Genomic DNA, 21,737 nt, shown 5'->3' with positions numbered 1-21,737 from the left:
CATGTACCTCGCCGGAACCCGGGCCGCGGATCACGCCGCGGCCCGGGCGACACCAGCCCGTTCGGTCCTCGGCCGGGTCCCCGGCACCGTCATCGCGCTGGGCGTCGTCAGCCTGGTGACGGACATCTCCGCGGAGATGGTGACCGCGATCCTGCCGCTCTACCTGGTCTTCGGTCTCGGTCTGAACCCCTTGCAGTTCGGCCTGCTCGACGGCCTGTACGCCGGTGCGACCGCCGTACTGCGGTTGGTCGGTGGGCATGTCGCCGACCGCTGGCAACGCCTGAAGGCAGTCGCCGGCATCGGGTACGGCGTCTCGGCGGTCGCGAAACTGGGGTTCCTCGCGGCCGGTTCGTCGGTGCCGGCGATCGGCGTCGTACTGGCCGTCGACCGAGCAGGGAAAGGCGTCCGCACCGCCCCGCGCGACGCGTTGATCTCGCTCAGCAGCGCACCCGAAACCCTCGGCCGCTCCTTCGGTGTCCATCGCGCCATGGACACGGTCGGCGCGTTCCTCGGCCCGTTGGCAGCGACGGCTGTTCTGTGGGCGGCGCTCGGCAATTACAACGCGGTCTTCGTCACCAGCTTCTCGCTGGCAACCTGCGCCGTACTGCTGCTGGTGGTTCTGGTGCCGAACCGGACTCGGCTCACCACCGAGCCGGTCAAGAACAAGCCGTCCTTCCGCACCATGCTGGGGTTGTTGCGGGAGGCAAGCTTCCGGCGCTGCTGCGTGTGGGCGGCGGCGCTCGGGTTATTCACTGTCACCGATTCCTTTCTGTATTTGGCATTGCAACGCCGTTGGGATATCGACGGCCGCTTGTTCCCGCTGCTGCCGCTCGGGACCGCAGGAACCTTTCTCCTGCTGGCGATTCCGCTCGGCCGGCTCGGTGACCGCATCGGTCGCTGGAAGATCTTCATCGCCGGACACCTGGCGCTGGTCGTCGCGGTCCTGCTGGTCTGCGGGCCGATCGGCAACTGGTGGCTGGCGCTTGCATTGCACGGAGCGTTCTACGCCGCGACCGACGGGGTGCTCCCGGCGGCCGCCGGTCCGATGCTGCCGCCGGAACTCCGGGCGTCCGGTCTCGCTGTGCTGCAGACCGGCCAGGCATTGGCGCGGATGGTCTCGGCCGTCACCGTCGGCTTGCTTTGGACGGTGTGGGACGTTCGCCCGGCGCTGCTCCTGTTTACTGCGGCCCTGCTGACGGTGACCGTCGCCGCGGCCGTGGTCCGACCGTTGGAGGCTGCACGATGAGGAAGATCATCGGCCTGATCACCGGATTCGTCGTACTGCTGGGTGGCGCGGTCGCGTACGTCGTCTCCGCGCGCCACGGCGGCGCCGCCGTGAACGCCGTACCGGTGAGCACCGGGCAGACGCTCGCCCTGGATTCGTCGACGCTGTTCTTCAGCAATCTCGCCGACGGTCCGGATCGGGGCAAACTGGCAGCCGTCCCGGCGACCGATCCGGGCACGGCCAGACGTGTCGGGGACTTGTCTTGCGATCGGTTCGCCGCAGCACGGGGTACGGCGATCTGTCTGCGGCTCAAGCCTGGTTCGTTGCCACCGCTCACCGACATGCTCGTCCTGGACGCGAACCTGAAGGAGGTCCACCGCGAGACGCTTCCGGGTACGCCGAGCCGAGCGCGGGTCTCGCCCAACGGCCGGATCGTGAACTGGACGCTCTTCGTCACCGGCGACTCCTACGCGGCCACCGGCTTCTCCACGCGGACCGGCTTCTACAACCTCGACAAGCAGCGGCTGATCAAGTCGGTCGAGACCCTGCCGATCCTCATCGACGACAAGCGGTACTTCGCCTCGGACGTGAACTTCTGGGGGATCACCTTCGCTGCCGACGGCAACCGCTTCTACTTGACCATGGGCAGCAAGGGCAAGACCTACCTGATCGAGGCCGACTTCGCGAAGTACCACGGTCACGCGATCGCCCGGAACGTCGAGTGCCCGTCACTGTCACCCGACGGCCGTCGGATCGCCTACAAACAAAAGGTTGCCACCGGCAAGTGGCGGCTCGCGGTCATGGACCTCGCCACCCGCAAGATCACCAACCCGCCCGACGACCGCCTGCTCGACGACCAACCGGTCTGGCGCGACAACAACACCCTGCTCTACCCACTCCGCGCCGCCGACGGAACCACCGACATCTGGTCCGTCGGCCTGACCAAACCGCCCACCCTACTCATCCGCCACGCCACCAGCCCTTCCCTCGGCGCGAAGGGCTGACCTGGTCACCGTCCTACTCGCCGGGACTGGGGCTACCCGGCGGGTAGGACGGTCAGTTGTTGAGCTGTGCGGCGAGTGCGGTGTTCATCGCCGCGAACTGTGGCTCGATGGTGCGGCGGAGCATCGAGTGCAGGAACGGTACGGCGATGCCGCGGAACTCCTCGTCGTTGATGAGCCGCGTGCGTTCGCCGGGCAGTTCCTCCAACCGGAACAGGTGCTTGCCATCGAACAGCCCGCCGAAGCCGACGCGGCTGAGCCAGATGAGCTCGCGGTTCGGGTCGACGACCAGCACCTTGGGAGTGAAGGTGCGTTCCTTCCCCTCGGCGTCGCGGATGCGAGTGGTGACGGTCGAGCCGATCGTCAACGCCCCGGTCACCGAGAGGATGAACGGGTTCCACGCCGGGTACGCCGGGGTGTCGGTCAGTACCCGCCAGACCTCCGCCGGGGGCGCGTCGAGGTCGATCGTGGTCCGCACCGCGAAAACCTTCGTCATGGTCCGGAACCGTATGCGGACCTGCAGGCCATCACAACTGCGGTCGTCCACCCGTCGCCACGCTCGGGCGGGTCCATCCGCGCCAATTGTGATGGGCCGTGGGTCCGCGCGATGGTCTGCCCGAAAGGCTCCTGCTGCTCGCGAGCTACGGGCCTAGGGTGACAGGGAGTAATGGACTTGGGGAGGAAATGCGGATGACGCAGACGGCAGACAGCGGGATCGACGAGCTTCGGACCACGATCGAGGGAGTGGTGGTCGGGCCGCAGGACGCGGCGTACGACGACGCCCGGCGGGTCTGGAATGCCGCGATCGATCGGCGACCGGCGCTGGTCGCGCAGTGTGTGAACGTCGCCGATGTCCAGGCTGCCGTCCTGTTCGGGGTGCGCAACGGGCTGGAGATCTCGATCCGCGGCGGCGCGCACAGCATGTCCGGTGCGGCGGTTGTCGACGACGGGCTGATGATCGACGTCCGCGCGATGAACCAGATCACCGTCGACCCGGAGGCGAAGCGCGCGCTGGTCGGCGGCGGTGCGCTGCTCTCCGAGCTCGACGCCGCAACAGCCGAGTACGGACTGGCCGCGCCGGCCGGGATGATCAGCCATACCGGTGTCGCGGGGCTCACGCTCGGCGGCGGGATGGGGTACCTGACCCGCAAGTTCGGGCTCAGCCTCGACAACGTGCTATCGGTGCAGATCGTCACCGCCGACGGCCGGGTACTGCGCGCTGCGGCCGATGAGAATCCCGAGCTGTACTGGGCTGTTCGTGGTGGTGGCGGCAACTTCGGCGTCGTCACCGAGTTCGAGTTCCAGCTGCACGAGGTCGCGCCGATCGTCCAGTACGGGCTGCTCTGGTGGGACCTCGACCAAGGCGCCGACGTACTGCGGTTCGCGCGCGACCTGGTCCCGACTCTGCCGCGCGACGTGACCATCATCATCGGCGCACTGAACGCGCCGCCCGCCCCGTTCGTCCCGGCCGAGCACCACCTCAAGCCCGGCTATGCGCTGGTCGTGGTCGGCTTCGACGCCGAGAAGTTCGAGCAGATCGTCGGCCAGGTCCGGACGGCGCTGCCGCCGACAGTCGAGTTCACGACGCCGATGCCGTTCACCGAGGTCCAGAAGTCGATCGACGAACCGAACGCGTGGGGCCACTTCTGCTACGACAAGGGCACCTACATCGAGGACCTGACCGACGAGGCGATCGAGGTGATCACCGACCACGTCGCACGCAAAGTCTCGCCGCTGTCGAACACCCTCTTCTACCGCCTCGACGGCGCCTACTCCGAGATCGGCGACGACGACACCGCCTTCGGTGGCGGCCGCTCACCGCGGTACGCGGTCTTCGTGGTCGCGATCTCGCCGGACGCCGAAGGCCTGCCGACCGAGCGCGACTGGGTGCGGGCGTTCTGGGATGAACTCCAGCCGCACACCTTGGGCAACGGCAGCTACATCAACGCGATGGCGGAATTCGACGCCGACCGGGTCAAGGCGTCGTACGGGGTGCAGAAGTACGCGCGGCTGCAGGAGATCAAGACGGCGTACGACCCGGACAACGTGTTCCACCGGAACATGAACATCAAACCGTTGTAACAGTACTTATATAAGTGCTGTTATGATCGCTCGGTGGATGATCCGACAGAGCAGAGTCAGTGGCGTGCGCTCCACCAGTTGCTGGCGCGAATGGATGGTGAGATCGGCCGGGTCTACACGGACCGGGACATCCAGGGGCTGAAGCCCTCCTGGGTGATTGAGCTGCTGCGGCTCCACGTTCGTGGGCCGATGACGATCACCGAGCTGGCTGAGTCGGTGGGCCGGACGCACTCCGCGCTCAGCCAGAAGGTCGCGGCGATGCGGACGGCCGGGCTGGTGCAGACCGAGGCTGGGCCGGATGCCCGCGCCAAGATGGTCGCGCTGACTCCGAGGGCGCAGGAGCTGGCCGGGTTGCTGGCGGCGGAGTGGCGGGCCACCGAGGCGGCCATCATCGAACTCGAGGCCGAGCTCCCGTACCCGATGAGTCAGGTGGTGCGCGACATCGAAGAGCGGCTGGCTCAGAAGAGCTTCTATCAGCGGGTGACCGAGAAGCTCGCCGAATGAAGGGCGTGCTGATCGACCTCGCGCCGCTGCGGGCCTCGCCCGCGTTCCGGCGACTGTGGTTCGGCCAGGTGGTGTCGATCTTCGGCGCGCAGTTGGCGTTCGTCGCGGTGATGTTCCAGGTCTGGGACCAGACGCACAGTACGGCGTGGACCGGCGCGATCGGTCTCGCCCAGGCGCTGCCGTTGATCGTGCTCGGCCTGTTCGCCGGAGCAGCCGTCGACCGGTTCGAACGGCGGCGGTTCTATCTCGTGATCACGATCTGTCAGGTGATCACGGCGACCCTGATGGCGAGCCAGCTCCTGATCGGTTCGGTGCCGGTCGGCGTACTGCTCGGACTGGTTTCCATGCAGTCTGCACTCGGGGCTGCGTCCGGTCCGGCGGCCCGAAGCATCCTCCCGCAACTCCTCCCACGCGAACTGCTGGCCGGCGGAATCGCGCTCAACCGCATCGCCTTCCAAGGCGCGATGCTGGTCGGCCCGGCCGTCGGTGGACTGATCGTCGGTGCCTGGGGCCCCAGTACGGCGTACCTGGTCGACGCCTTGACCTTCAGTGGCGTCCTGTACGGCGTCCTCGGTCTGCCAGTGCTCCGAGTCAAGGGCGAGGTGCGACCCGGGGTGCGTGGCGTGGCCGACGGCCTGGCATTCGTCGTGTCGACGCCGGTAATCCGGGGTGCTCTAGTCACGGACCTGGCGGTGACTGTGTTGTCGATGCCGATCAGCCTGTTCCCGGCGTTGAACGCGGAGCGGTTCGGTGGTGATCCGCGGACGCTCGGTCTGTTCCTGACAGCGATCGCAGTCGGGGGAGTGACCGCCTCGGTGCTGTCCGGTTCGTACACCCGGTTGCCACGTCCCGGCGTCGTCATGCTGATCGGCGCCGGCAGCTGGGGGATCGCCCTGGGCTTGTTCGCCTTCGCGCCGACCCCGTGGATCGCGTTGGCCTTCCTAGCCGTTGCCGGTGCCGCCGACACGGTCTCGGTCGTTGCCCGCAGCACCATTGTCCAACTACACACCCCGAACGAGCTGCTCGGCCGAGTCGCCGCCGCCGAACAAATCGTCGGCAGCGCCGGCCCAAACCTCGGCAACGTCCGCGGCGGCGTCACCGCCCAACTGACCTCCCCCTTCATCGCCCTGATCTCAGGCGCAGCCCTCTGCGTAGCCGCAGTAATCACCGTCGCCACCACCACCCCCGGCCTCCGCGATCGCATCGCACCGGAAACCAGCCCGGCCAACGACTGAGGCGGACCGCCCCCACTCACCAAGTCGCATTCCGCTCGGTTCACCACGCTCCCGCACGCTCAGCGCCCGTGGACTTCGCAGGTTGGTGAGTGTCTGGCGTCCGCCTAGCCGAGGCGCATCAGCACGAAGGGGACGGTGTCGCCTGGCAGCAGGTACGTCTCCACCTCGACGAACCCGTGTTTCTCGGCGAACCGCACCCCGTCGACATTGCTGGCCAGGATGTGTGTCTCCACGCCCTTCCCCTGGGTCCGCGCTAGGCAGTGCTGGTACAGCGTCTCGCCGAAACCACGGCGCCGGTACGGCGGGAGCACGCGCGCGATCACGGTTTCCGCAGGCGTGTCCGCGTCCGGCGGTCGCACGGTCGAACACCCCACGAGGACGTCGCCGTCGTACGCGACCTCGAGGACATTGCGCGTGGCGCGCTCGCGAACCTCGTCGACTGACAGAGCCGCAGTCGGCACGATCTCGTTGTGCACCTGCTGCCACTCGAGCACGGTCGCCTCGTCGTGGACCCGAACAATCCTCAGCGTCATGGCTGGAGATGGTGGCACGTAGTAGCGTCCGTGTCGTGCGAATTCTGTTTGTCGGGAACAGCTTTACGGCGCGGAACAACCTGCCGGGGTTGCTGAAGGGGCTGGCTGGGGCGCGGGGGATTGACGTCGAGTCGACGTTGATTCAGGCGGGCGGGGCTTCGTTGCGCCAGCATCTGAATGCGGGGAAGGCGCTGGCGGCGATCGCCACTGGCGGGTACGACGTCGTCGTACTGCAGGAGCAGAGCACGTTGCCGGTGAAGAGTCCGGAGCGGTTTCGGGAGAGTGCGCGCGACTTCGATGCGGCGATCAAGGCGGCCGGGGCGCGGACCGCGCTCTACCTGACCTGGGCGCGCCGGAATGCACCGGAGGCCCAGGCTGCCCTGACGAGTGCGTACGGCGGGGCCGCGGCTGAGCTGGGTGCGACGCTGATCCCGGTCGGGATGGTGTGGGAGCGGTTCCTCGAAACCCATGACGAGCCGGTGCTGCATGACAAGGACAACAGTCACCCGGCATTGGCCGGCAGTTACCTTGCCGCGTGCGTGTTCCTGATCGCGTTACTGGCTGAGGATCCGGTTGGGATCGACGTACCGGTGAAGGGCCTCGATGCGGACACCGCGGCCCTTCTCCAGCAAGCTGCGTGGGATATCTGCGAAGGACTAGTGTCCTGAGCCGGGGACTCGACGGCACTGGAGGCGCCCAGGCACGCACCTCGCTGCGTTGGAGAAGCATCCACGATGAACGCCGCATCGAGGACGCTCCTCCGCCTTGCGATGCACGCACCTGGACACCTCCAGCACTCGCCGATTCCCCGGCTCAGGACACTAGCGTCCGCCGAGTAGCCCACCGAGGACGCCGCCGACGCCACCGTCCTGGCCGCTCTGGGTGCCGCTGCCGGCACCGCCGATGACGCCGCCGGGCGGCTCCTCGGACGGCTGGACGACGACGAAGCCCTGGCCGGCGAAGCTCATCGTGAACGCCTCACCGGTGGTCCGGCCGAGCAGGGTGCCGAGGCCGATCTGGTCGGCGCGCTGGTAGCCGGTCTGCAGGCTGGTCGACCAGGCGATCGCGGCCTGCGGATCGGCGTACGTCGGCTGGTCCACCGACAGCACCACCGGGGTGCCCTTGCAGGTGATCGCGAGCCGGCCCTGGCCGGAGAACGTGCAGTTGAACAGGCCGGCGTTCGACATCATACCCATGCCCTGGACCCGCTGGATGTCCCAGCTCAGCGTCGGCTCGAACGCGAGCACGTTGGCGCCGTTGATGCTGAGCCCGTCCTGCGGCCCTTCGAGGTCGATCAGGTAGACGTCGGCGGCGCGGTCGGCGAGGAAGACATCGCCCTGCCCGCGCATCTTCATCAGCGGGATCCCCTCACCGGTCAGCTTCTGCTTGATGAACTTGCCGATGCCGCCGGACCCCTGGGCCTCGAACTGGACGTTGCCCTGGTACGCGACCATCGCACCCTGCCGCGCGAACACCTCACCCCGCAGCTCGACCTTCAGCAGCTTCGAGTTCTGCAGCCGCAGACCCGGCTGGGCCGACTCCTGCTCCTGGTTCTCCGCCGCGAACAGTTGACTCCGCACTGACCTACCCCCTCATGAGAAACAACCCCGAGCGTAGGTTCGGACGCACCCCACGCCGCCGCGGATCCGTGGATCCTGCCCCAATTTCGGCCGACTCTGCCCTCGCCGCCCCCAGCGCCAGACAGGTGGAACCCCTCTCCCCTTCCAACATATAGCCGAGGGGTGGGCTTGCGGCAAGGCCTGGGTGATGCTTCAGGATGGCCGTCCGATCACGAGTCGAAGGACGTGCAGATGCGATTTGTGTTGCTGACCTGGGGATCGCGCGGAGATGTCGAGCCACTGGCCGGACTGGCGGTCCGGTTGCAGGAGTACGGCGCGGAGGCGGTGCTGTGCGCGCCGCCCGACGAGGAGTTCCAGCTGCTGGCTGAGCGGGCCGGTGTCCAACTGGTGCCGCTGGGTCCGTCGGTGCGCTCAGTGGTGAACAACCCGAAGCCGCCGACTCGAGAGGACGCGCTCCGGTTGGCGCCCGACCTGGTCGCCGCGCGCTTCGCCGTACTGCCGAAGCTCGCCCAGGGCGCCAAGGCCATCGTCGCCACCGGGTTGATGCCGGCGGGTGCTCGGGATGTGGCCGAGAAGCTCGGTATCGGCTATGCGTTTGCTTCGTTCCACACCCTCGGGCTGCCGGCCGAGAAGACGAACGAGCTGTACCTCGAGGCGCTCAACACCAACCGGTCGGCGATCGGCCTGCCACCGGTCGACGACGTACGGTCACATGTCCGCACCGAGCAGTCATGGCTTGCTTCCGACCCGACACTCTGGCCGGCCGACGTCGACGACGTACTGCAGATCGGCGCCTGGACGCTGCCCGACCACCGTCCGCTCCCCGCCGACTTGGAGGCCTTCCTCGACGCCGGCGAACCACCCGTGTACGTCGGCTTCGGCAGCATGGCCGCGCACGCGCCGAAGGACATCGCCCGCTCGACCATCGAGGCCGCCCGCGCCCACGGCCGCCGGGTGCTGCTGGGCCGCGGCTGGGCCGAGCTCGCGGCGATCGACGACCGGAAGGACACCTTCGAGATCGGCGAGGTCAACCAGCAGGCGCTGTTCCCGCGAGTCGCCACCGTCATCCACCACGGCGGCGCTGGGACCACAACTACCGCGGCCAAGGCCGGTACGCCGCAACTCGTCGTACCGCGCCTGGTCGACCAGCCCCGCTGGGCCGCCCGCGTCGCCGAACTCGGCATCGGCTTCGCCCATCAGGATCCTGATCCGACTCTCGAGTCCTTGAGCGCGGGGTTGGCTGTCACATTGGATCCCTCGACGCTCGCCCGGGCGCAGGCCTTGGCGCCGACCATCGACACCGACGGCACGAAGCGCGCCGCCGAACTCCTGCTCAGCTGAGCTGTTCGAGGACGGTGATCGGCGCGAGCAGAGTCGCATCGTCAAGCGGCGCTCGCCCGGTCGCAAGCATCTCGAGAAACACCTTCAGCCCGGGTACGACGTAGTCCTTATCCAGCCGGACATCGTGGCTCACCAGTCCCTCGCGGCCGACGATCTCAGCGTGAAACGGAACCCGGCCGTCCACCAGTTGGAGCGTGACGAGCACCCCGTTGCTGCGATACCGCGCGATGACAGCTGCATTTGTTCGCTCGACCCGGACGCCTTCAGGTTCGCCGGGCGCGAGACGCTGAGCGAGATCGGCCGTATGAATGCCGTAGAAGAAGATCCCGCTGTACTTGCTGTTTGCGTCGGCCGGCCCGGTCACAGTCACCGCCTGCACCTCGCCGACCTCTTGGGTGCCTCGGGCAAGCATTTCCGCATCAGCCAGCCAACGAACAGCCGAGTACGACGTCACCGGCGTACCGCTCCGATTCGCGGCCGCGACAATCGCGCGGGCATCCGCCGTACTGGCCGCGAGCGGCTTGTCCACCCACACCGGAACCCCAGCCTCAAGAAACGGCACCGCATGCTCCCGATGCAACGCCCCATCCCGATTGGTCACAATCAGCGCATCCACACTGCCAATCAACTCGGAGGAGGTAGGAACAAGCCGCCCGATCCCACCTGCTCTGGTGAGCCCACGATTGTGTTCGTCATCCGCCCCGACAAGAGCCACAATCCGAGCCCTGTCAGTGATCGGCTCGACGTTGAGGTGCCGGACGATCTCAGTCGCATGACTGTTCTCCGTCCCCACCAACCCGATGCGCATCAACTGTCCACCTCAACAGGCCGCCCCACCCGAGCAGACTCATAAACAGCAAGCACAGTAGCCAACGCCCGCCGCCCATCCGCCACCCCAACCCCAGGCGCCCGCCCCTCCACCACAGCCCCCACAAAATCCCGATACTGCGCAAGATGAGCCAGCTGCACAGGCCCCCACCCGTCCGCCCCGGACGGAGTCGCCGCCTCCGCCACGCTCCTCCCGACACCACCCGCCGCGCCCTCGCCGGGGCGACTACTTGTGTGCCGCTCCGCCCCCTCCCCACCCCCGGGCGTCTCGGCCCTCAGCCCGGATCCCGCGACCGCCCCCACCACACCCCTCCCGACACCACCCGCTGCGCCTTCACCCTCATCCGGCCGACCACTTCGGGGCTGTGCCCCCTCTCCACCTTCAGTGGTTAGAGCGACTAGGCGGTCGTCGTCCATGACGGCGGTTCCTTGGTCGCCGTGTATGGACAGGCGGACTGCCCTTCCCGGATAGGCGGCTGTGCTGGCTAGGAGTAGGCCTATGGCGCCGGACTCGAAGGTGATGGTGGCGGCGGCTACGTCTTCTACCTCTAGGTTGTGGTGCGCGAGTTGGGCGGTCTGTGCGCTGACCTGGACCGGGCGGCCGAGCATCCACACCAGCAGGTCCAGCGCGTGAATGCCTTGGTTCATCAGCGCTCCGCCGCCGTCGACAGCCAGCGTCCCGCGCCAGCCGTCGCCGTCGTAGTACGACTGGGGTCGGTAGAACGCGGACTCGACGATCCCGGACGTGATCCGCCCGAGCGCACCGGACTCGACCGCCTCCTTGATCCGCACGACCGGCTCCTGGAACCGGCGTTGGCTGACAACCGACACCGTGCGACCGGTCTCGCGTTGGGCTGCGATCAGCCGGTCGGCGGCGGCGAGTGTGATGTCGACCGGCTTCTCGACGAGCACGTGCTTTCCGGCGTACAGGGCTTCGATTGCGGCGTCCGCGTGTAAGGCACTGGGCAGACAGATGCTCACGGCATCGACCTCGGCGTACGCACTGGCCGCGTCCGGGTACGCGCGGGCGCCGTACTGATCAGCGAGTTTCTGCGCACGATCGAGGTCCTGATCCACGACCGCGACGAGTTCGTCGTCGAGGGCTTCGAGCAGGCGAGCATGGACGGTGCCGATCGCTCCGGCACCCACGACGGCGAAACGCATGGAACCTCTTTCGGTCAGCTGGACCAGGGGATCGGAAGGTTGTCGCTCTCCGCCGACTGCTGGGCGAGCAGGGCAAGTCGCGTGATCAGCAGGCTGTGGCTGGTGGTGATATCCGGTTCGTTGCCGTCAGCAAGCGCTTGCAGCGGGAGCTCGGCCGGGCGATGACCGGGTGGCAGCGGTACGTCGTACGGCGGCTTCTCGTTCGTGGTCAGGATCAGGCGGTGGCGGGCCCATTGGAGCTCGGCGGTGCCTTCGGTGCCGGTGAGTTTCATCCGGTAGTCGCCGTGCAGGGGAGAGGCGGCCGGGGTGAGCCAGTCGACGCCGGCGGTGATCAGGACGCCCGGGCCGGTGAGTGTTGCGGTGCCGTAGCGGGGGAAAGCCGGTTCGCCGGCGAGCGCGCCGCTGACCGTGCCGGTGGTGAGGCCGGTGAAGTACAGCGCCGCGTCGATGTCGTGAACGGCGAGATCATTGAGCAGACCGCCGTACCGCGTCCGGTCGAAGAACCATTCCGGACGAGACGGGCGGTTGAGCTTGTGCGGGCCGGACGAGACGACGCCGTGGATCGTGCCCAGCTCACCGGATCGGACGAGCTCGATCGCCGCCAGGGTTTCGGGGTAGTACCGCTTCTCGAGGAGCAGGACGACGTGCCGGCTGTTGCGCTCCGCGGCTTCGGCGATCGCGGTCAGATCGGCGAGCGACGTACAGAGGGGTTTGTCGGCCAGGACATGCGAGCCGGCGTTGAGGGCGTCCACGACAGCGCGGCCGCGGTCGGCGTAGATACCGGCAACCATGACGACATCGGGGTGGACCTCGTCGAGCATCTGCTGGTGATCGGTGAAGACCTTTGCCCCGTAGGGAGTCGCATAGCCTTCGGCGACAACGCGGTCGGGGTCGGCCACGGCGACCAGCTCGAATTCGTCGTACCGGTCGATCTCGGCGGTCACGTACCTCGCGTGCGGATGAGCGGCGCCCGCGATCGCGATCCTCATGGTGAGGATTCCAGCATGCAAGCGATTGCAGGTCAACGGCGTCAATTCGTTCCCCCAGTCATCTCCTGGTCGGTGCAATCGGTTGCGTCCTAGGGTGTCCGCCATGGGTCAGCGGGTCGGTGTGACGTTGGGCGATGTGGCCGGGTTGGCGGGGGTATCGCGAGCCACCGTCTCGCGCGCATTCACCCGGCCGGAGATGCTGAACACCGAGACCGTCGAGCGCGTGCGCGGCGTCGCCGAACGACTCGGGTACGTCGGCAACCAGGCGGCGCGGGCTTTGGCCACCGGTCGGTTCGGGAACATCGCGGTCATCGTGCCCGACATCGCGAACCCGTTCTTCCCGCCACTCGTCCGAACTCTGCAGTCGGTCGCCGAGGAGGCGGAGCTGGCCGTGTTCCTGGGCGATTCCGACGAGTCGCTGGAACGCGAGGCGAAGCTGGTGACGCGACTCGGCTCCCAGGTCGAGGGCTTCGTGCTGGCGTCCTCGCGACAGTCCGAGGAGCTGATCCGCAACCTCGCTCACACCCGGCCCGTCGTACTCGTCAACCGCGACCTCGACGGCATCCCTCGAGTGCTGATCGACTCCTCCGGCGGCATGACCGAAGCCGTCATGCTCCTCAAGAACCTCAACCACCGCCACCTCGTCTCCCTGGCCGGCCCCCGCGACTCCTGGTCCGACCAACAACGCCGTACCACCCTGGCAGAAGCCTCCGCCACCACCGGCCTCACCGTAGACATCATCGAAGTAGGCCGCCCCACCTACACCGCCGGCCGCGACGCCGTCACCGCCATCACCGCCTCCGGCGCCACCGCCGCCATCGCCTTCGACGACGTCGTCTCCCAAGGCGTCCTGGCCGGCCTGGCCCTCCGCAACATCTCCGTCCCCCAAGACTTCAGCCTCATCGGCTGCGACGACACCCTCGCCCTCCTCACCACCCCCGCCCTAACCAGCATCTCCGCCGCCTCAGCCCCCGCCGGCCGCGCCGCCGCCCACCTCCTCATCAAAACCCTCCAATCCCCGACCACCCCCACCGCTCCCCGCATCACCATCCCCACCCACCTAATAACCCGAGCCACCACCACCCAAGCCCCCTAACCGGTCGGCTTTCGATCTGCGGACGGACAGGACGTATACGGGGATTTGGGGGTGCGGCCTGCGGCGGTGGGCGGGGCGGACGCGGGTGGTGGGGTTATACGTCCTGTTGGTCGGGGGAGGGGGCACGTTGGCCGAGGACTAGGGAGTTGCCGTCGGGGTCTTGGGCTCGGGCTGTGCGTTCGCCCCAGGGCTGGTCGGTTGGCTCTTCGAGGATGCGGCCGCCGGACTGGCGGATCAGGGTGGTGGTGGCGTCGCAGTTGGCGACGTAGAACCAGAGGGCGATTGAGCCGGGGGTCGGTTGGTGGTTGGGGTCGTGGCCCAGGCCGAGGGAGGCTGCGCCGACGTGGAGGCCGACGTAGGCGGGTGGGCCTTCGGGCGGGAAGCGGTAGTGCTCGGTTGCGGCGAGGGTTTTGGTGTAGAAAGCGAGCAGCCGGTCCAGGTCCGCGGTCGTCACGATCGGGAAAACGTCATCGGCACCCATTGGTGTCCTCCTTCGCTTGTGGTTACCTGAAACTGACGAACAAGCGGGGCCTGGATCGACCGACCCTGGTTACGCTTGGTATCGGCCGGAATTGGGCACTGGAGCGGCATGCAGAGGTACGTCGGCGTGCGGTACACCCGGATCTGGCGCACGGCTGTAGGTGCGCTGGCCGGCATCGGCGTGCTGTCGGCGCTGATGTTGGTGGCGCCGGGGCCGGCTCTGGCGACGTTCCTGCTGGCCGCGTTCATGGTCGGCGCGATCTCGGTGAGTTTCGGGTTGTCGTGCGAGCGGCCGCCGGACCAGGTGTTTCGGGCGGCGCCGCGGTGGGCGCTCCTCGCCGGCGTCGGTGGACTGGCGATCCTCGGGTACGGCATGGCCGCGGGATCCGAAGTCTTGCTGCTGCTCCTGCTCATCGCCGGGACGTCGCCACCGGTCGTCGCCTGGTTCGGCTGGATACCGCAGACCCCGACCCCCAAGGCGCCGAAGAAACTCAAGCGAGTCGTCGTCGAGCCGGTCGACCTCGCTGTCCCCGAACTGGAACTGGAACTCGAACCAGCCGACCAGCTGAGCGAGATGTCGGCCACCGAACTCTGCCTGGCCTGGCGCCGCAGCTTCACCGAGCTGCAGCGCCCCGACCACTGGTCCGCGACGATCGACGTACGGCGGGCTTATCTGGACGAGCTCGAACGCCGGTACCCCGAAGAGTTCGCCGCGTGGATGGCGTCCGGTCCGCGCGCGGCCAGCGACCCGGGGCGTTTCTTCAATCACGGCGCCGATCACGCCGGCGGGTAGAACACCTCCCGCAGGTGCGTGCCGATCAGCTCGACCGCATGCCGCCCGGCCGAGAGCACGGCTGGGAAGTTGAGAAACGCATGCATGGTCTCGGCGTACTCGACCAGCCTGACCGGCCCGTCGAGACGCTCCGCATAGTGTCGAGCGTCATCCCGCAGCGGGTCGCGCCCAGCCGCGAGGATGAGCGCGGGCGGCAGCCCGGCAAGGGACGCAGCGCGCAGCGGTACGGCGGCCGCCGGCAGCTCGCCGGTGGGGAAGTACTGGGCGGATGACCACCGACCCGGCGCGATGCTGAGGAACGTTCCGTCGAACAACCGGTACGACTCGGTGTCCTGCTCGTGGTCGAGACTGGGGTAACAGAGGATCTGGTGATCGGGGAGCGGGCTGCCGTTGTCCCGGGCAACGAGACACGCTCCGGCGGCGAGCCCGGCACCGGCGCTCTGACCACCGACCGCGATCCGCCCGTCGCCGTTCAACTCGGATGCGTGTTCACGGATCCAGCTCAGGGTGTCGAGTACGTCGTTCAGCCCGGCTGGGTAAGGATTCTCGGGAGCCAGCCGATAGTTGAGCGAGACAACCACAACGTTGCCGGCGGCAGCGATCCCGGACGTCGCGTACTCGATGTCGCGCAGGTGACCGCCGATGAACCCGCCGCCGTGCAGCCAGAGCACGATCGGTGCCGGGCCAGTGCTGTGAACAGGCTGATAGATGCGCGCCTCGAGTGTGCGTCCCGGCAGCTCGATCCGGAGATCGCGCGGGTTCGTCCGCGGATCGACCACCCCGGCCAGTTCGGGGTCCGGAAGCTCCAACCGGTCGTTCAGCAGGGCCAGGTACGGGCCGAGTGAAGGACCGGCCGGTTCGTTCGCGAACCGGTTGAGCAAGGCATCGGTCTCACCGGCGAACACCGGACTGTCGATGCTCTCGGCAACGACCGTGCTCATGCGGCCTTCAGGTGGCGCGCCGCATGGCCGAAGACCTCGTGACCCGGTGGCGTCGACACGTACTCCGCCAGCGCCCCGATCCCACCGTCGTACCCGCCGCCCGTCGCCGGATCGACCCACGCCACGTCGTCGTACTGCTCGATCTCGGCCAGCAACGCAGCGCCCACGCTGCGGTAGCGGTGCAAGGTCAACTCCGACGGAATGTGCCGCCCAGCCTCGACCCCGCCCACATTCAAGGCGCTCCCGGCCGAAGGAGTCTCCCAGCGCGGATCCAGGCTCCAGTGCATCCGCCCGTTCCGGGCATCGCGCAGTACAGCGAGCGTGATCTCGTCCCACATCAGCACGTGGCCGAGCAGGTCGTGCAACGAGTCGCAGAAGTGGCCGAGCGGTCCGTCGCTCACCTGGTACGGCGCTCGCAGCTCGTCCTCCGTCAATCCGTCAACCGCGGCCAGCAGCAGGCCTTGGTCGTCCCGCAACAACTGAGCCGCCTCAGCGGGTGATGTCTTCGCAATACGCATGTCTCGACCAAACCACCGCCCTCGTCGCGGACGCCGTCGATTGAGCGAACTGCTCAATCGGTCAGGCCGAGATCGGTGAGGATCTCGGTCACCGGCCGGTTGGGTGGGGCCGCGGTGGTGAGGCCGCGGATGCAGGCGGTCATCACCATCAGGAAGTAGTCGCCGCTGGAAATGGCCGGCAGTTCCGCGTGAACGGGCGCGAGGACCTCGTCGGTCGCGAGCAGGGCGTAGACCTTCTCGAGCTCCCGTTGATGAGGCCCGTCGTGGTACGGCCGGTGGCGCTCCTCGGCGGCGGTCAGGTTGATGGCGAGGGACGCGACCGTTCCCGACAACATGACGGCTCCCGCAGCGCCGTACCCGCGTCGTCCGAGCGCCTCGACCGCCTCGCGCTGCAGGCGCAAACCGGAGGCGCCGCGGGGGAACAGAGTCTGCAGGTACGCCGCGAGTCCGGGCCGGTCGATGATGAACGTGCGGAGCTGTTGGGCGAACGACAGCAGGTGAGCGTTCAGTTCGTCGGACGGGTCATCGACGACGCGCAGGTCGGCGAGCATCGCCTCTCCGACCACCGATTCCAGGCCGAACTTGCCGTCGACGTGGCGGTAGAGCGCGGCCGGGGTGACGCCGAGCGCGCCGGCGACGCCGTTCACGGTGAGGTTCGCGAGGCCGAGGCGCAGTCCTTCGCGCTCGATGTCCGCGAGCCCGATCTGCGCCTGCCGGCCACCGGTCTTGCGCCGGGGCGAAGTCCCTGTCACGACCCTCCTCGAATCTGCTGACCCCTAAGTTATGGTACTAACTTAGATAGTCACCGTGACTTACGGTGACTGTCCCTTCTCTCCCCAGGAGATCATGGTGAGTGAGCACCGCCCCACCCGGAGAACCGTGCTGAAGGCCGCCGGCGGCCTGACGGTCGCGGCAGGCCTCGGCGCTGGAACCATTCTGGCCACCTCTGCCGCGGCCAGCGCTGCCGATGACGGTTTCGGCCTGCACATCGTCGACAGCAACCAGGCGGATCCGCGGATGTGGTACTACCGCTTCCAGACCGCTGAGATCGGCTGGCAGCCCGCAGTGAACGTGCTGCTGCCCGATGGCTATCACGAAAGCGGCGGTCGCCGGTACCCCGTTCTCTACCTGCTGCACGGCGGTCTGCAGGACTTCATCACCTTCGATCGCGAGGGTATCCGGGCGTGGACGGCGGGGAAGCCGATCATCATCGTGATGCCGGACGGAGGAAAGGCCGGCTGGTACTCGAACCCGGTCACCACCAATGTCGGCCCGCGCAACTACGAGAGCTTCCACCTCAATCAGCTGATCCCGTGGATCGACGCCAACTTCCGCACGTACGCCGAGTTCGCCGGGCGCGCCGTGTCCGGCTTCTCGATGGGCGGCTTCGGCGCCCTGAAGTACACAGCCAAGTACTTCGGCCACTTCGCCTCGGTGAGCTCGCATTCCGGCCCGGCCAGCATCCGGCGCGACGGCGGCCTCGTCGCGCAATGGGCGAACGCGTCGTCGGCCGCCGTCGAACTCAACGGCGGGACGATCTACGGCGTCCCCTGGGACGAGGCCCGGGTCACCGCCGACAACCCGATGCAGAACCTCGAACGCTACCGAGGCAAGCGCATCTTCCTCGTCGCCGGCACTTCGCCCAGCTCCGACCCGGGTGACTACATCAACGAAACCCAGGTCCTGGCCGGGCATCGGGAGTTCCGGGCTGCCCTCGATCAGGCCGGCATCCCGTACACCCACCACGAAGACGGCGGCGGCCACTTCATCCGCCACGACCGCATGATCGAAGACATCGACGGCATCATCAACCACCTGCGGCAGTAGCTACTTGCCGGTGAACGCGCCGATCGCGATCCCGAGGACGGCGGCGTTGTAGAAGAACGACAGCACCGAATGCCAGATCACCGCATGCCGAAGCCGCCTGCTGGTGATCTCGGCATCGGAGGTCGCGAACGTCGCCCCGATCGTGAACGCGAAATACGCGAAGTCGAGGAAGTTCGGCGTACCGGTCCCCGGGAACCGGACGCCATGACCGGTTGCGAAGTAGATGCTTGCGTAGTGCATCGCATAGCCGAGATGCAGGATCAGCCAAGCCAGTATGACGGTTATCGCGGCTAGCGAGCGGATGATCCACAGGTCCCAGTAGAGGCCCGCGTCATCCGGGTTCACCTGCACGATCAGCAACCCGCTCGACAGTCCGGCCGCACTGGCCACGAGCAGCGCCCCGAATCGCAACTGTATCCACCGCGCCGACAACAACCAGGCCGGTGACTCCTCGGTATCGGGCGCCGCTCGGCCGCACCGCATGATCCACAGTTGCCGGCTCAGGAAGGCGAGCGCCAGAACATCCCATATCAGCAAGGCCGGGATGGTCATGGCGTCGAGGAAGTGCGGGACCCACAGCACCGGCAGCAGTACGACGCCTGCCGCCGCGAGTAGCCCCCGCGTGATCCCGTCCCACCACCTCAACACGGTTCGGATGCTAGCGATCGCCGTACCGGATCTGGGGGAATCTGTCAGTCGTCGGCGAGGCGGTTCAGGAGGCCCAGCAGGGTGGACTGTTCGTCCGGGGTGAGGCGGTCGAGCAGGGTGACCATCGCGTCGCGGCGATTGCGGCGGACGGTGGCGAGCAGGTCGGCGCCGGCCGGGGTGAGCGCGACCAGGGTGGCGCGGCGGTCGTGCGGGTCGGGCTGGCGGGCGAGCAGACCGCCGGCCTCGAGGTCGTCGACGACTGAGGTGGCCGAGCGCGGAACGATGCCGAGTTGGGTGGCGAGTTCGCTCAGCCGCAGCGGCCGGTCGGCCTGGTCGAGGGTGCGCAGGACGCGGAAACGGCCGTGGGTCAGGCCTTCGACATCAGCCTTCGCGGCACGCCGCTGCCTGCGCACGATGCCGTCGAGCCGGGCGGCGATCTGTTCGGCGGTGTCGTCGGACGCGGTCACGGGAGGAGCTTAGGCCTTGTCGCTTGGTTCCCCGCCTACTGCGCTGCACTCGGCACGGCACCTCGCCGCACTGGAGGAAAGGCCACGATGGAAAAGCATCGAGGCCTCCCCTCCAGCACACCGATGCGCCGCACCGAGCACATGCTCGCTACGGCGCGGAACCAAGCGACAAGCCCTAACGGGGAGCAATCTTGTGAGTTTGCCTCATAGTGAGGTAACCTCAGTATATCTGATCCTGAACCGAAAGGCCTCGATGTCACAGATCTCCGGAATGCCGGGGGCGGGAGGCGGTGGTGGGCGAGCGATGCGCTCACTGCTGAAGGACTCCTCCGTCCGGCACCACAAACTGTCCGCGGGCACCCTGCGCCGCATCGCCGGATTCGCCGTTCCCTATCGCGGCTACCTGGCCGCCTTCCTCCTGCTCGTCGCGATCGACGCCAGCGCCGGCGCGGCGACTCCGTTGCTGTACCGCGCGATCATCGACCGCGGCATCGTCCCCAAGAACACCGCTCTCGTCATCTGGCTCGCGCTCGTCGTTGCTCTGCTGGCGATCGTCAGCGGTGCTGTCACGCTGGCCCAGCGCTGGTTCTCCGCGCGGATCGGCGAGGGGCTTGTCTACGACCTGCGCACCTCCGTCTTCGATCATGTGCAGCAGATGCCGATCGCCTTCTTCAGTCGCACCCAAACCGGTGCGCTGATCCAGCGCCTCAACGGTGACGTCCTCGGCGCCCAACAAGCCTTCACGTCCACCTTGTCGAACGTCGTCAGCAACGTCCTCAGCGTCACCCTGGTGCTTGCCGCGATGTTCGTGATGTCGTGGCAGATCACTCTGCTCGCGCTGGTCCTGCTGCCGCTCTTCATCCTCCCGGCCCGGTTGATGGCCGGTCGGTTGCGCGAGGCAACAGCCGAGACCTACCGGCTGAACGCGACCATGGCGCAGACCATGACCGAACGCTTCAACGTCGCCGGCGCCATGCTGGCCAAGATCTTCGGCCGCAGCCAGGAGTCGTCCAAGGACTTCGCCGACAAGGCCGCGCGCGTTCGCGACATCGGTGTGACAACCTCCATGTACGCCGGTATCTTCCGCGTCTCGCTCACTCTCGTCGCAGCGCTCGCCGTGGCGCTCGTGTACGGCGTCGGCGGCGTCTTCGCCGTACAGGGCGCACTCGGGATCGGCACAGTCGTTGCGCTGACCGCCTATCTGGCGAGGCTCTACGGTCCGCTGACCGCACTGTCCAACGTCCAGGTCGACATCATGACCACGCTGGTCAGCTTCGAGCGAGTGCTCGAGGTGCTCGACCTCCCGCCGATGGTTGCCGACCGCAAGGACGCGAAAGAACTCCCGCCCGACGTCGAACCGTCGATCGACTTCGACCAGGTCCATTTCCACTACCCGTCCGCGGCCGAGGTCTCCCTCGCCTCACTCGAGTCGGTGGCAACCCTGTCGGCCGAGACCGGCGAAGAGGTCCTCAAGGGCGTCAGCTTCTCGGTCCGCCCCGGCGAAATGGTCGCCGTCGTCGGCCCATCCGGAGCTGGCAAAACCACCCTCGCTTCGCTCGTCTCCCGCATGTACGACGTCACCGGCGGCGCGATCCTGGTCGGCGGTCACGATGTCCGCGAAGTGTCCCAAGGCTCACTCCACGACGTGATCGGCGTGGTCACCCAGGACTCGCACATGTACCACGACACCATCCGCTCCAACCTGCTGTTGGCCCGCCCTGAAGCAACCGAAGCCGAGCTCCACGAAGCGCTGACGGCCGCCCAGATCGCCCCCATGATCGACGCCCTGCCGGACGGCCTGGACACGGTCGTAGGCGACCGCGGCTACCGCCTATCCGGCGGCGAACGCCAGCGCCTAGCCATCGCCCGCCTGCTCCTCAAGTCCCCCTCAATCGTCATCCTCGACGAAGCAACAGCTCACCTCGACTCCGAGTCCGAAGCCGCCGTACAAGCCGCCCTGGCCAACGCCCTAACCGGCCGAACCTCCCTGGTCATCGCCCACCGCCTCTCCACCATCCGCAACGCCGACCAGATCCTCGTCCTCGACAACGGCCAAATCCGCGAACACGGCACCCACACCGACCTACTAGCCGCCAACGGCCTCTACGCCGAACTCCACGCCACCCAATTCGCCACCCCAGCCACAGCCGCCTGAATCGGTAACTTTGGGGTGCTATATGAGAAAAAATTACCGCCCCAAGCATCCAGCCCAGGTGAGGCTGAGGGGAGGTGAGGTGAGGTGAGGTGAGTTGCCAGGTGCGCTTTCTGAACGGCAACCCAAGCCCGTCAGCCCCAGACAACGTGGCTCCCCGGTAGCCGGCCTCGCCATCCCCCTCAGCCACCGCACTGCCCAGCCACCCCTTCTTTTAGTCGGCCGCAGCCCTGCTCAGCCACAGCGAACGCCCCCCGGCCGAGTCGCTTGCGCCCCCGGCCGCCGTACGCGACTCGACCGTCAAAAGACGGCCGACAAAACAAGAGGGCGCGC

General features: G+C 67.5%; 23 protein-coding genes. 11 read left to right on the top strand and 12 right to left on the bottom strand.

Annotated elements, in window-relative coordinates; all coding sequences use genetic code 11:
• Position 1 precedes the first annotated feature (1 nt).
• Both ABD231_RS40400 and ABD231_RS40395 read left to right on the top strand, forming a co-directional pair.
• Complete coding sequence (locus ABD231_RS40400; RefSeq protein WP_344165169.1) at positions 2–1,246, top strand: MFS transporter; 1,245 nt, start codon at positions 2–4, stop codon at positions 1,244–1,246.
• A complete protein-coding gene (locus tag ABD231_RS40395; RefSeq protein ID WP_344165167.1) occupies positions 1,243–2,229 on the top strand; it encodes a TolB-like translocation protein in 987 nt (328 codons plus the stop codon). The genes ABD231_RS40400 and ABD231_RS40395 overlap by 4 nt, the downstream gene beginning before the upstream one ends.
• Positions 2,230–2,281: 52 nt before the next feature.
• Here the strand turns inward: ABD231_RS40395 and ABD231_RS40390 are convergent, their stop codons facing one another.
• Positions 2,282–2,722 (bottom strand): SRPBCC family protein, encoded by a 441-nt coding sequence (locus tag ABD231_RS40390; RefSeq protein WP_344165165.1) that lies wholly within the window; start codon positions 2,720–2,722, stop codon positions 2,282–2,284.
• Between the two features lie 194 nt (positions 2,723–2,916).
• On the opposite strand from ABD231_RS40390, the gene ABD231_RS40385 reads away from it, so the two are divergent.
• From ABD231_RS40385 to ABD231_RS40375, 3 genes are read left to right on the top strand one after another with little or no spacing between them, the layout of a single operon-like run.
• Positions 2,917–4,308: an FAD-binding oxidoreductase gene (locus tag ABD231_RS40385; protein WP_344165164.1), complete on the top strand. Its 1,392-nt coding sequence runs from the start codon at positions 2,917–2,919 to the stop codon at positions 4,306–4,308.
• A 33-nt stretch (positions 4,309–4,341) separates the two neighbouring features.
• Positions 4,342–4,812, top strand: coding sequence for a MarR family winged helix-turn-helix transcriptional regulator (locus ABD231_RS40380; protein WP_344165163.1), 471 nt, complete (start codon positions 4,342–4,344; stop codon positions 4,810–4,812).
• Positions 4,809–6,047: an MFS transporter gene (locus ABD231_RS40375; protein WP_344165162.1), complete on the top strand. Its 1,239-nt coding sequence runs from the start codon at positions 4,809–4,811 to the stop codon at positions 6,045–6,047. Before ABD231_RS40380 ends, ABD231_RS40375 begins: the two co-directional genes overlap by 4 nt.
• A 104-nt stretch (positions 6,048–6,151) precedes the next feature.
• Here ABD231_RS40375 and ABD231_RS40370 read toward each other — a convergent pair whose 3' ends face one another.
• Positions 6,152–6,580, bottom strand: a complete 429-nt coding sequence (locus ABD231_RS40370; RefSeq protein ID WP_344165161.1) for a GNAT family N-acetyltransferase — start codon at positions 6,578–6,580, stop codon at positions 6,152–6,154.
• 35 nt (positions 6,581–6,615) lie between these two features.
• Here ABD231_RS40370 and ABD231_RS40365 point away from each other — a divergent pair, with 35 nt between their 5' ends.
• Positions 6,616–7,248, top strand: coding sequence for a hypothetical protein (locus ABD231_RS40365; RefSeq protein ID WP_344165160.1), 633 nt, complete (start codon positions 6,616–6,618; stop codon positions 7,246–7,248).
• Positions 7,249–7,401: 153 nt separating this feature from the next.
• On the opposite strand, the gene ABD231_RS40360 is transcribed toward ABD231_RS40365, so the two are convergent.
• Complete coding sequence (locus tag ABD231_RS40360; protein WP_344165159.1) at positions 7,402–8,160, bottom strand: AIM24 family protein; 759 nt, start codon at positions 8,158–8,160, stop codon at positions 7,402–7,404.
• Positions 8,161–8,391: 231 nt separating this feature from the next.
• Here ABD231_RS40360 and ABD231_RS40355 point away from each other — a divergent pair, with 231 nt between their 5' ends.
• The gene (locus ABD231_RS40355) at positions 8,392–9,501 is read left to right on the top strand and encodes a glycosyltransferase (protein WP_344165158.1); all 1,110 of its coding nucleotides are present in this window, start codon (positions 8,392–8,394) and stop codon (positions 9,499–9,501) included.
• Here the strand turns inward: ABD231_RS40355 and ABD231_RS40350 are convergent.
• Genes ABD231_RS40350 through ABD231_RS40340 form a run of 3 tightly spaced genes read right to left on the bottom strand, consistent with a single transcriptional unit; the run spans position 9,494 to position 12,482 of the window.
• On the bottom strand, positions 9,494–10,309 hold the full coding sequence (locus ABD231_RS40350; RefSeq protein WP_344165157.1) for a Gfo/Idh/MocA family oxidoreductase: 816 nt from the start codon (positions 10,307–10,309) through the stop codon (positions 9,494–9,496). The genes ABD231_RS40355 and ABD231_RS40350 overlap by 8 nt on opposite strands.
• Positions 10,309–11,493, bottom strand: a complete 1,185-nt coding sequence (locus ABD231_RS40345) for a Gfo/Idh/MocA family protein (RefSeq protein WP_344165156.1) — start codon at positions 11,491–11,493, stop codon at positions 10,309–10,311. Before ABD231_RS40345 ends, ABD231_RS40350 begins: the two co-directional genes overlap by 1 nt.
• 14 nt (positions 11,494–11,507) lie before the next feature.
• Positions 11,508–12,482 (bottom strand): Gfo/Idh/MocA family protein, encoded by a 975-nt coding sequence (locus ABD231_RS40340; RefSeq protein WP_344165155.1) that lies wholly within the window; start codon positions 12,480–12,482, stop codon positions 11,508–11,510.
• A gap of 103 nt (positions 12,483–12,585) precedes the next feature.
• On the opposite strand from ABD231_RS40340, the gene ABD231_RS40335 reads away from it, so the two are divergent.
• Positions 12,586–13,578 carry a LacI family DNA-binding transcriptional regulator gene (locus ABD231_RS40335; protein ID WP_344165154.1) on the top strand — a complete coding sequence of 331 codons (993 nt, stop codon included), beginning with the start codon at positions 12,586–12,588 and terminating at the stop codon, positions 13,576–13,578.
• A 94-nt stretch (positions 13,579–13,672) separates the two neighbouring features.
• Here ABD231_RS40335 and ABD231_RS40330 read toward each other — a convergent pair whose 3' ends face one another.
• The gene (locus ABD231_RS40330; protein ID WP_344165153.1) at positions 13,673–14,059 is read right to left on the bottom strand and encodes a VOC family protein; all 387 of its coding nucleotides are present in this window, start codon (positions 14,057–14,059) and stop codon (positions 13,673–13,675) included.
• A 108-nt stretch (positions 14,060–14,167) separates the two neighbouring features.
• On the opposite strand from ABD231_RS40330, the gene ABD231_RS40325 reads away from it, so the two are divergent.
• On the top strand, positions 14,168–14,851 hold the full coding sequence (locus tag ABD231_RS40325) for a hypothetical protein (RefSeq protein WP_344165152.1): 684 nt from the start codon (positions 14,168–14,170) through the stop codon (positions 14,849–14,851).
• On the opposite strand, the gene ABD231_RS40320 is transcribed toward ABD231_RS40325, so the two are convergent.
• From ABD231_RS40320 to ABD231_RS40310, 3 genes are read right to left on the bottom strand one after another with little or no spacing between them, the layout of a single operon-like run.
• Positions 14,836–15,792 (bottom strand): alpha/beta hydrolase, encoded by a 957-nt coding sequence (locus ABD231_RS40320; protein ID WP_344165151.1) that lies wholly within the window; start codon positions 15,790–15,792, stop codon positions 14,836–14,838. The two genes, ABD231_RS40325 and ABD231_RS40320, sit on opposite strands and share 16 nt — an antisense overlap.
• A complete protein-coding gene (locus ABD231_RS40315; protein WP_344165150.1) occupies positions 15,789–16,310 on the bottom strand; it encodes a hypothetical protein in 522 nt (173 codons plus the stop codon). The genes ABD231_RS40320 and ABD231_RS40315 overlap by 4 nt, the downstream gene beginning before the upstream one ends.
• A gap of 53 nt (positions 16,311–16,363) precedes the next feature.
• Positions 16,364–17,062 (bottom strand): hypothetical protein, encoded by a 699-nt coding sequence (locus ABD231_RS40310; RefSeq protein ID WP_344165149.1) that lies wholly within the window; start codon positions 17,060–17,062, stop codon positions 16,364–16,366.
• A gap of 94 nt (positions 17,063–17,156) precedes the next feature.
• Here ABD231_RS40310 and ABD231_RS40305 point away from each other — a divergent pair, with 94 nt between their 5' ends.
• Positions 17,157–18,137, top strand: a complete 981-nt coding sequence (locus ABD231_RS40305) for an alpha/beta hydrolase (RefSeq protein WP_344165147.1) — start codon at positions 17,157–17,159, stop codon at positions 18,135–18,137.
• Here ABD231_RS40305 and ABD231_RS40300 read toward each other — a convergent pair whose 3' ends face one another.
• Together ABD231_RS40300 and ABD231_RS40295 are read right to left on the bottom strand one after the other, a co-directional pair.
• A complete protein-coding gene (locus ABD231_RS40300) occupies positions 18,138–18,785 on the bottom strand; it encodes a DUF1345 domain-containing protein (RefSeq protein WP_344165145.1) in 648 nt (215 codons plus the stop codon).
• A 44-nt stretch (positions 18,786–18,829) separates the two neighbouring features.
• The gene (locus ABD231_RS40295) at positions 18,830–19,252 is read right to left on the bottom strand and encodes a MarR family winged helix-turn-helix transcriptional regulator (RefSeq protein ID WP_344165143.1); all 423 of its coding nucleotides are present in this window, start codon (positions 19,250–19,252) and stop codon (positions 18,830–18,832) included.
• A gap of 304 nt (positions 19,253–19,556) precedes the next feature.
• On the opposite strand from ABD231_RS40295, the gene ABD231_RS40290 reads away from it, so the two are divergent.
• Positions 19,557–21,407: an ABC transporter ATP-binding protein gene (locus ABD231_RS40290; protein ID WP_344165141.1), complete on the top strand. Its 1,851-nt coding sequence runs from the start codon at positions 19,557–19,559 to the stop codon at positions 21,405–21,407.
• Positions 21,408–21,737 lie beyond the last annotated feature (330 nt).

This window comes from Kribbella yunnanensis (genome assembly GCF_039529655.1).
In the GTDB taxonomy this organism is placed as follows: Bacteria; Actinomycetota; Actinomycetes; order Propionibacteriales; family Kribbellaceae; genus Kribbella; species Kribbella yunnanensis.
The sequence above is the reverse complement of the archived record's forward strand: the minus strand, read 5'-3'. Positions and strand labels throughout refer to the sequence as shown.

Bases quoted from the DNA above. Each gene is read 5' to 3' on its own strand.
- ABD231_RS40385 (WP_344165164.1), top strand. From the start codon at position 2,917: ATGACGCAGACGGCAGACAGCGGGATCGACGAGCTTCGGACCACGATC.
- ABD231_RS40355 (WP_344165158.1), top strand. From the start codon at position 8,392: ATGCGATTTGTGTTGCTGACCTGGGGATCGCGCGGAGATGTCGAGCCA.
- ABD231_RS40315 (WP_344165150.1), bottom strand. From the start codon at position 16,310: ATGCGTATTGCGAAGACATCACCCGCTGAGGCGGCTCAGTTGTTGCGG.
- ABD231_RS40345 (WP_344165156.1), bottom strand. From the start codon at position 11,493: ATGCGTTTCGCCGTCGTGGGTGCCGGAGCGATCGGCACCGTCCATGCT.
- ABD231_RS40395 (WP_344165167.1), top strand. From the start codon at position 1,243: ATGAGGAAGATCATCGGCCTGATCACCGGATTCGTCGTACTGCTGGGT.
- ABD231_RS40320 (WP_344165151.1), bottom strand. From the start codon at position 15,792: ATGAGCACGGTCGTTGCCGAGAGCATCGACAGTCCGGTGTTCGCCGGT.
- ABD231_RS40350 (WP_344165157.1), bottom strand. From the start codon at position 10,309: ATGCGCATCGGGTTGGTGGGGACGGAGAACAGTCATGCGACTGAGATC.
- ABD231_RS40375 (WP_344165162.1), top strand. From the start codon at position 4,809: ATGAAGGGCGTGCTGATCGACCTCGCGCCGCTGCGGGCCTCGCCCGCG.
- ABD231_RS40335 (WP_344165154.1), top strand. From the start codon at position 12,586: ATGGGTCAGCGGGTCGGTGTGACGTTGGGCGATGTGGCCGGGTTGGCG.
- ABD231_RS40390 (WP_344165165.1), bottom strand. From the start codon at position 2,722: ATGACGAAGGTTTTCGCGGTGCGGACCACGATCGACCTCGACGCGCCC.
- ABD231_RS40305 (WP_344165147.1), top strand. From the start codon at position 17,157: ATGGTGAGTGAGCACCGCCCCACCCGGAGAACCGTGCTGAAGGCCGCC.
- ABD231_RS40290 (WP_344165141.1), top strand. From the start codon at position 19,557: ATGCGCTCACTGCTGAAGGACTCCTCCGTCCGGCACCACAAACTGTCC.
- ABD231_RS40325 (WP_344165152.1), top strand. From the start codon at position 14,168: ATGCAGAGGTACGTCGGCGTGCGGTACACCCGGATCTGGCGCACGGCT.
- ABD231_RS40330 (WP_344165153.1), bottom strand. From the start codon at position 14,059: ATGGGTGCCGATGACGTTTTCCCGATCGTGACGACCGCGGACCTGGAC.
- ABD231_RS40340 (WP_344165155.1), bottom strand. From the start codon at position 12,482: ATGAGGATCGCGATCGCGGGCGCCGCTCATCCGCACGCGAGGTACGTG.
- ABD231_RS40370 (WP_344165161.1), bottom strand. From the start codon at position 6,580: ATGACGCTGAGGATTGTTCGGGTCCACGACGAGGCGACCGTGCTCGAG.
- ABD231_RS40400 (WP_344165169.1), top strand. From the start codon at position 2: ATGTACCTCGCCGGAACCCGGGCCGCGGATCACGCCGCGGCCCGGGCG.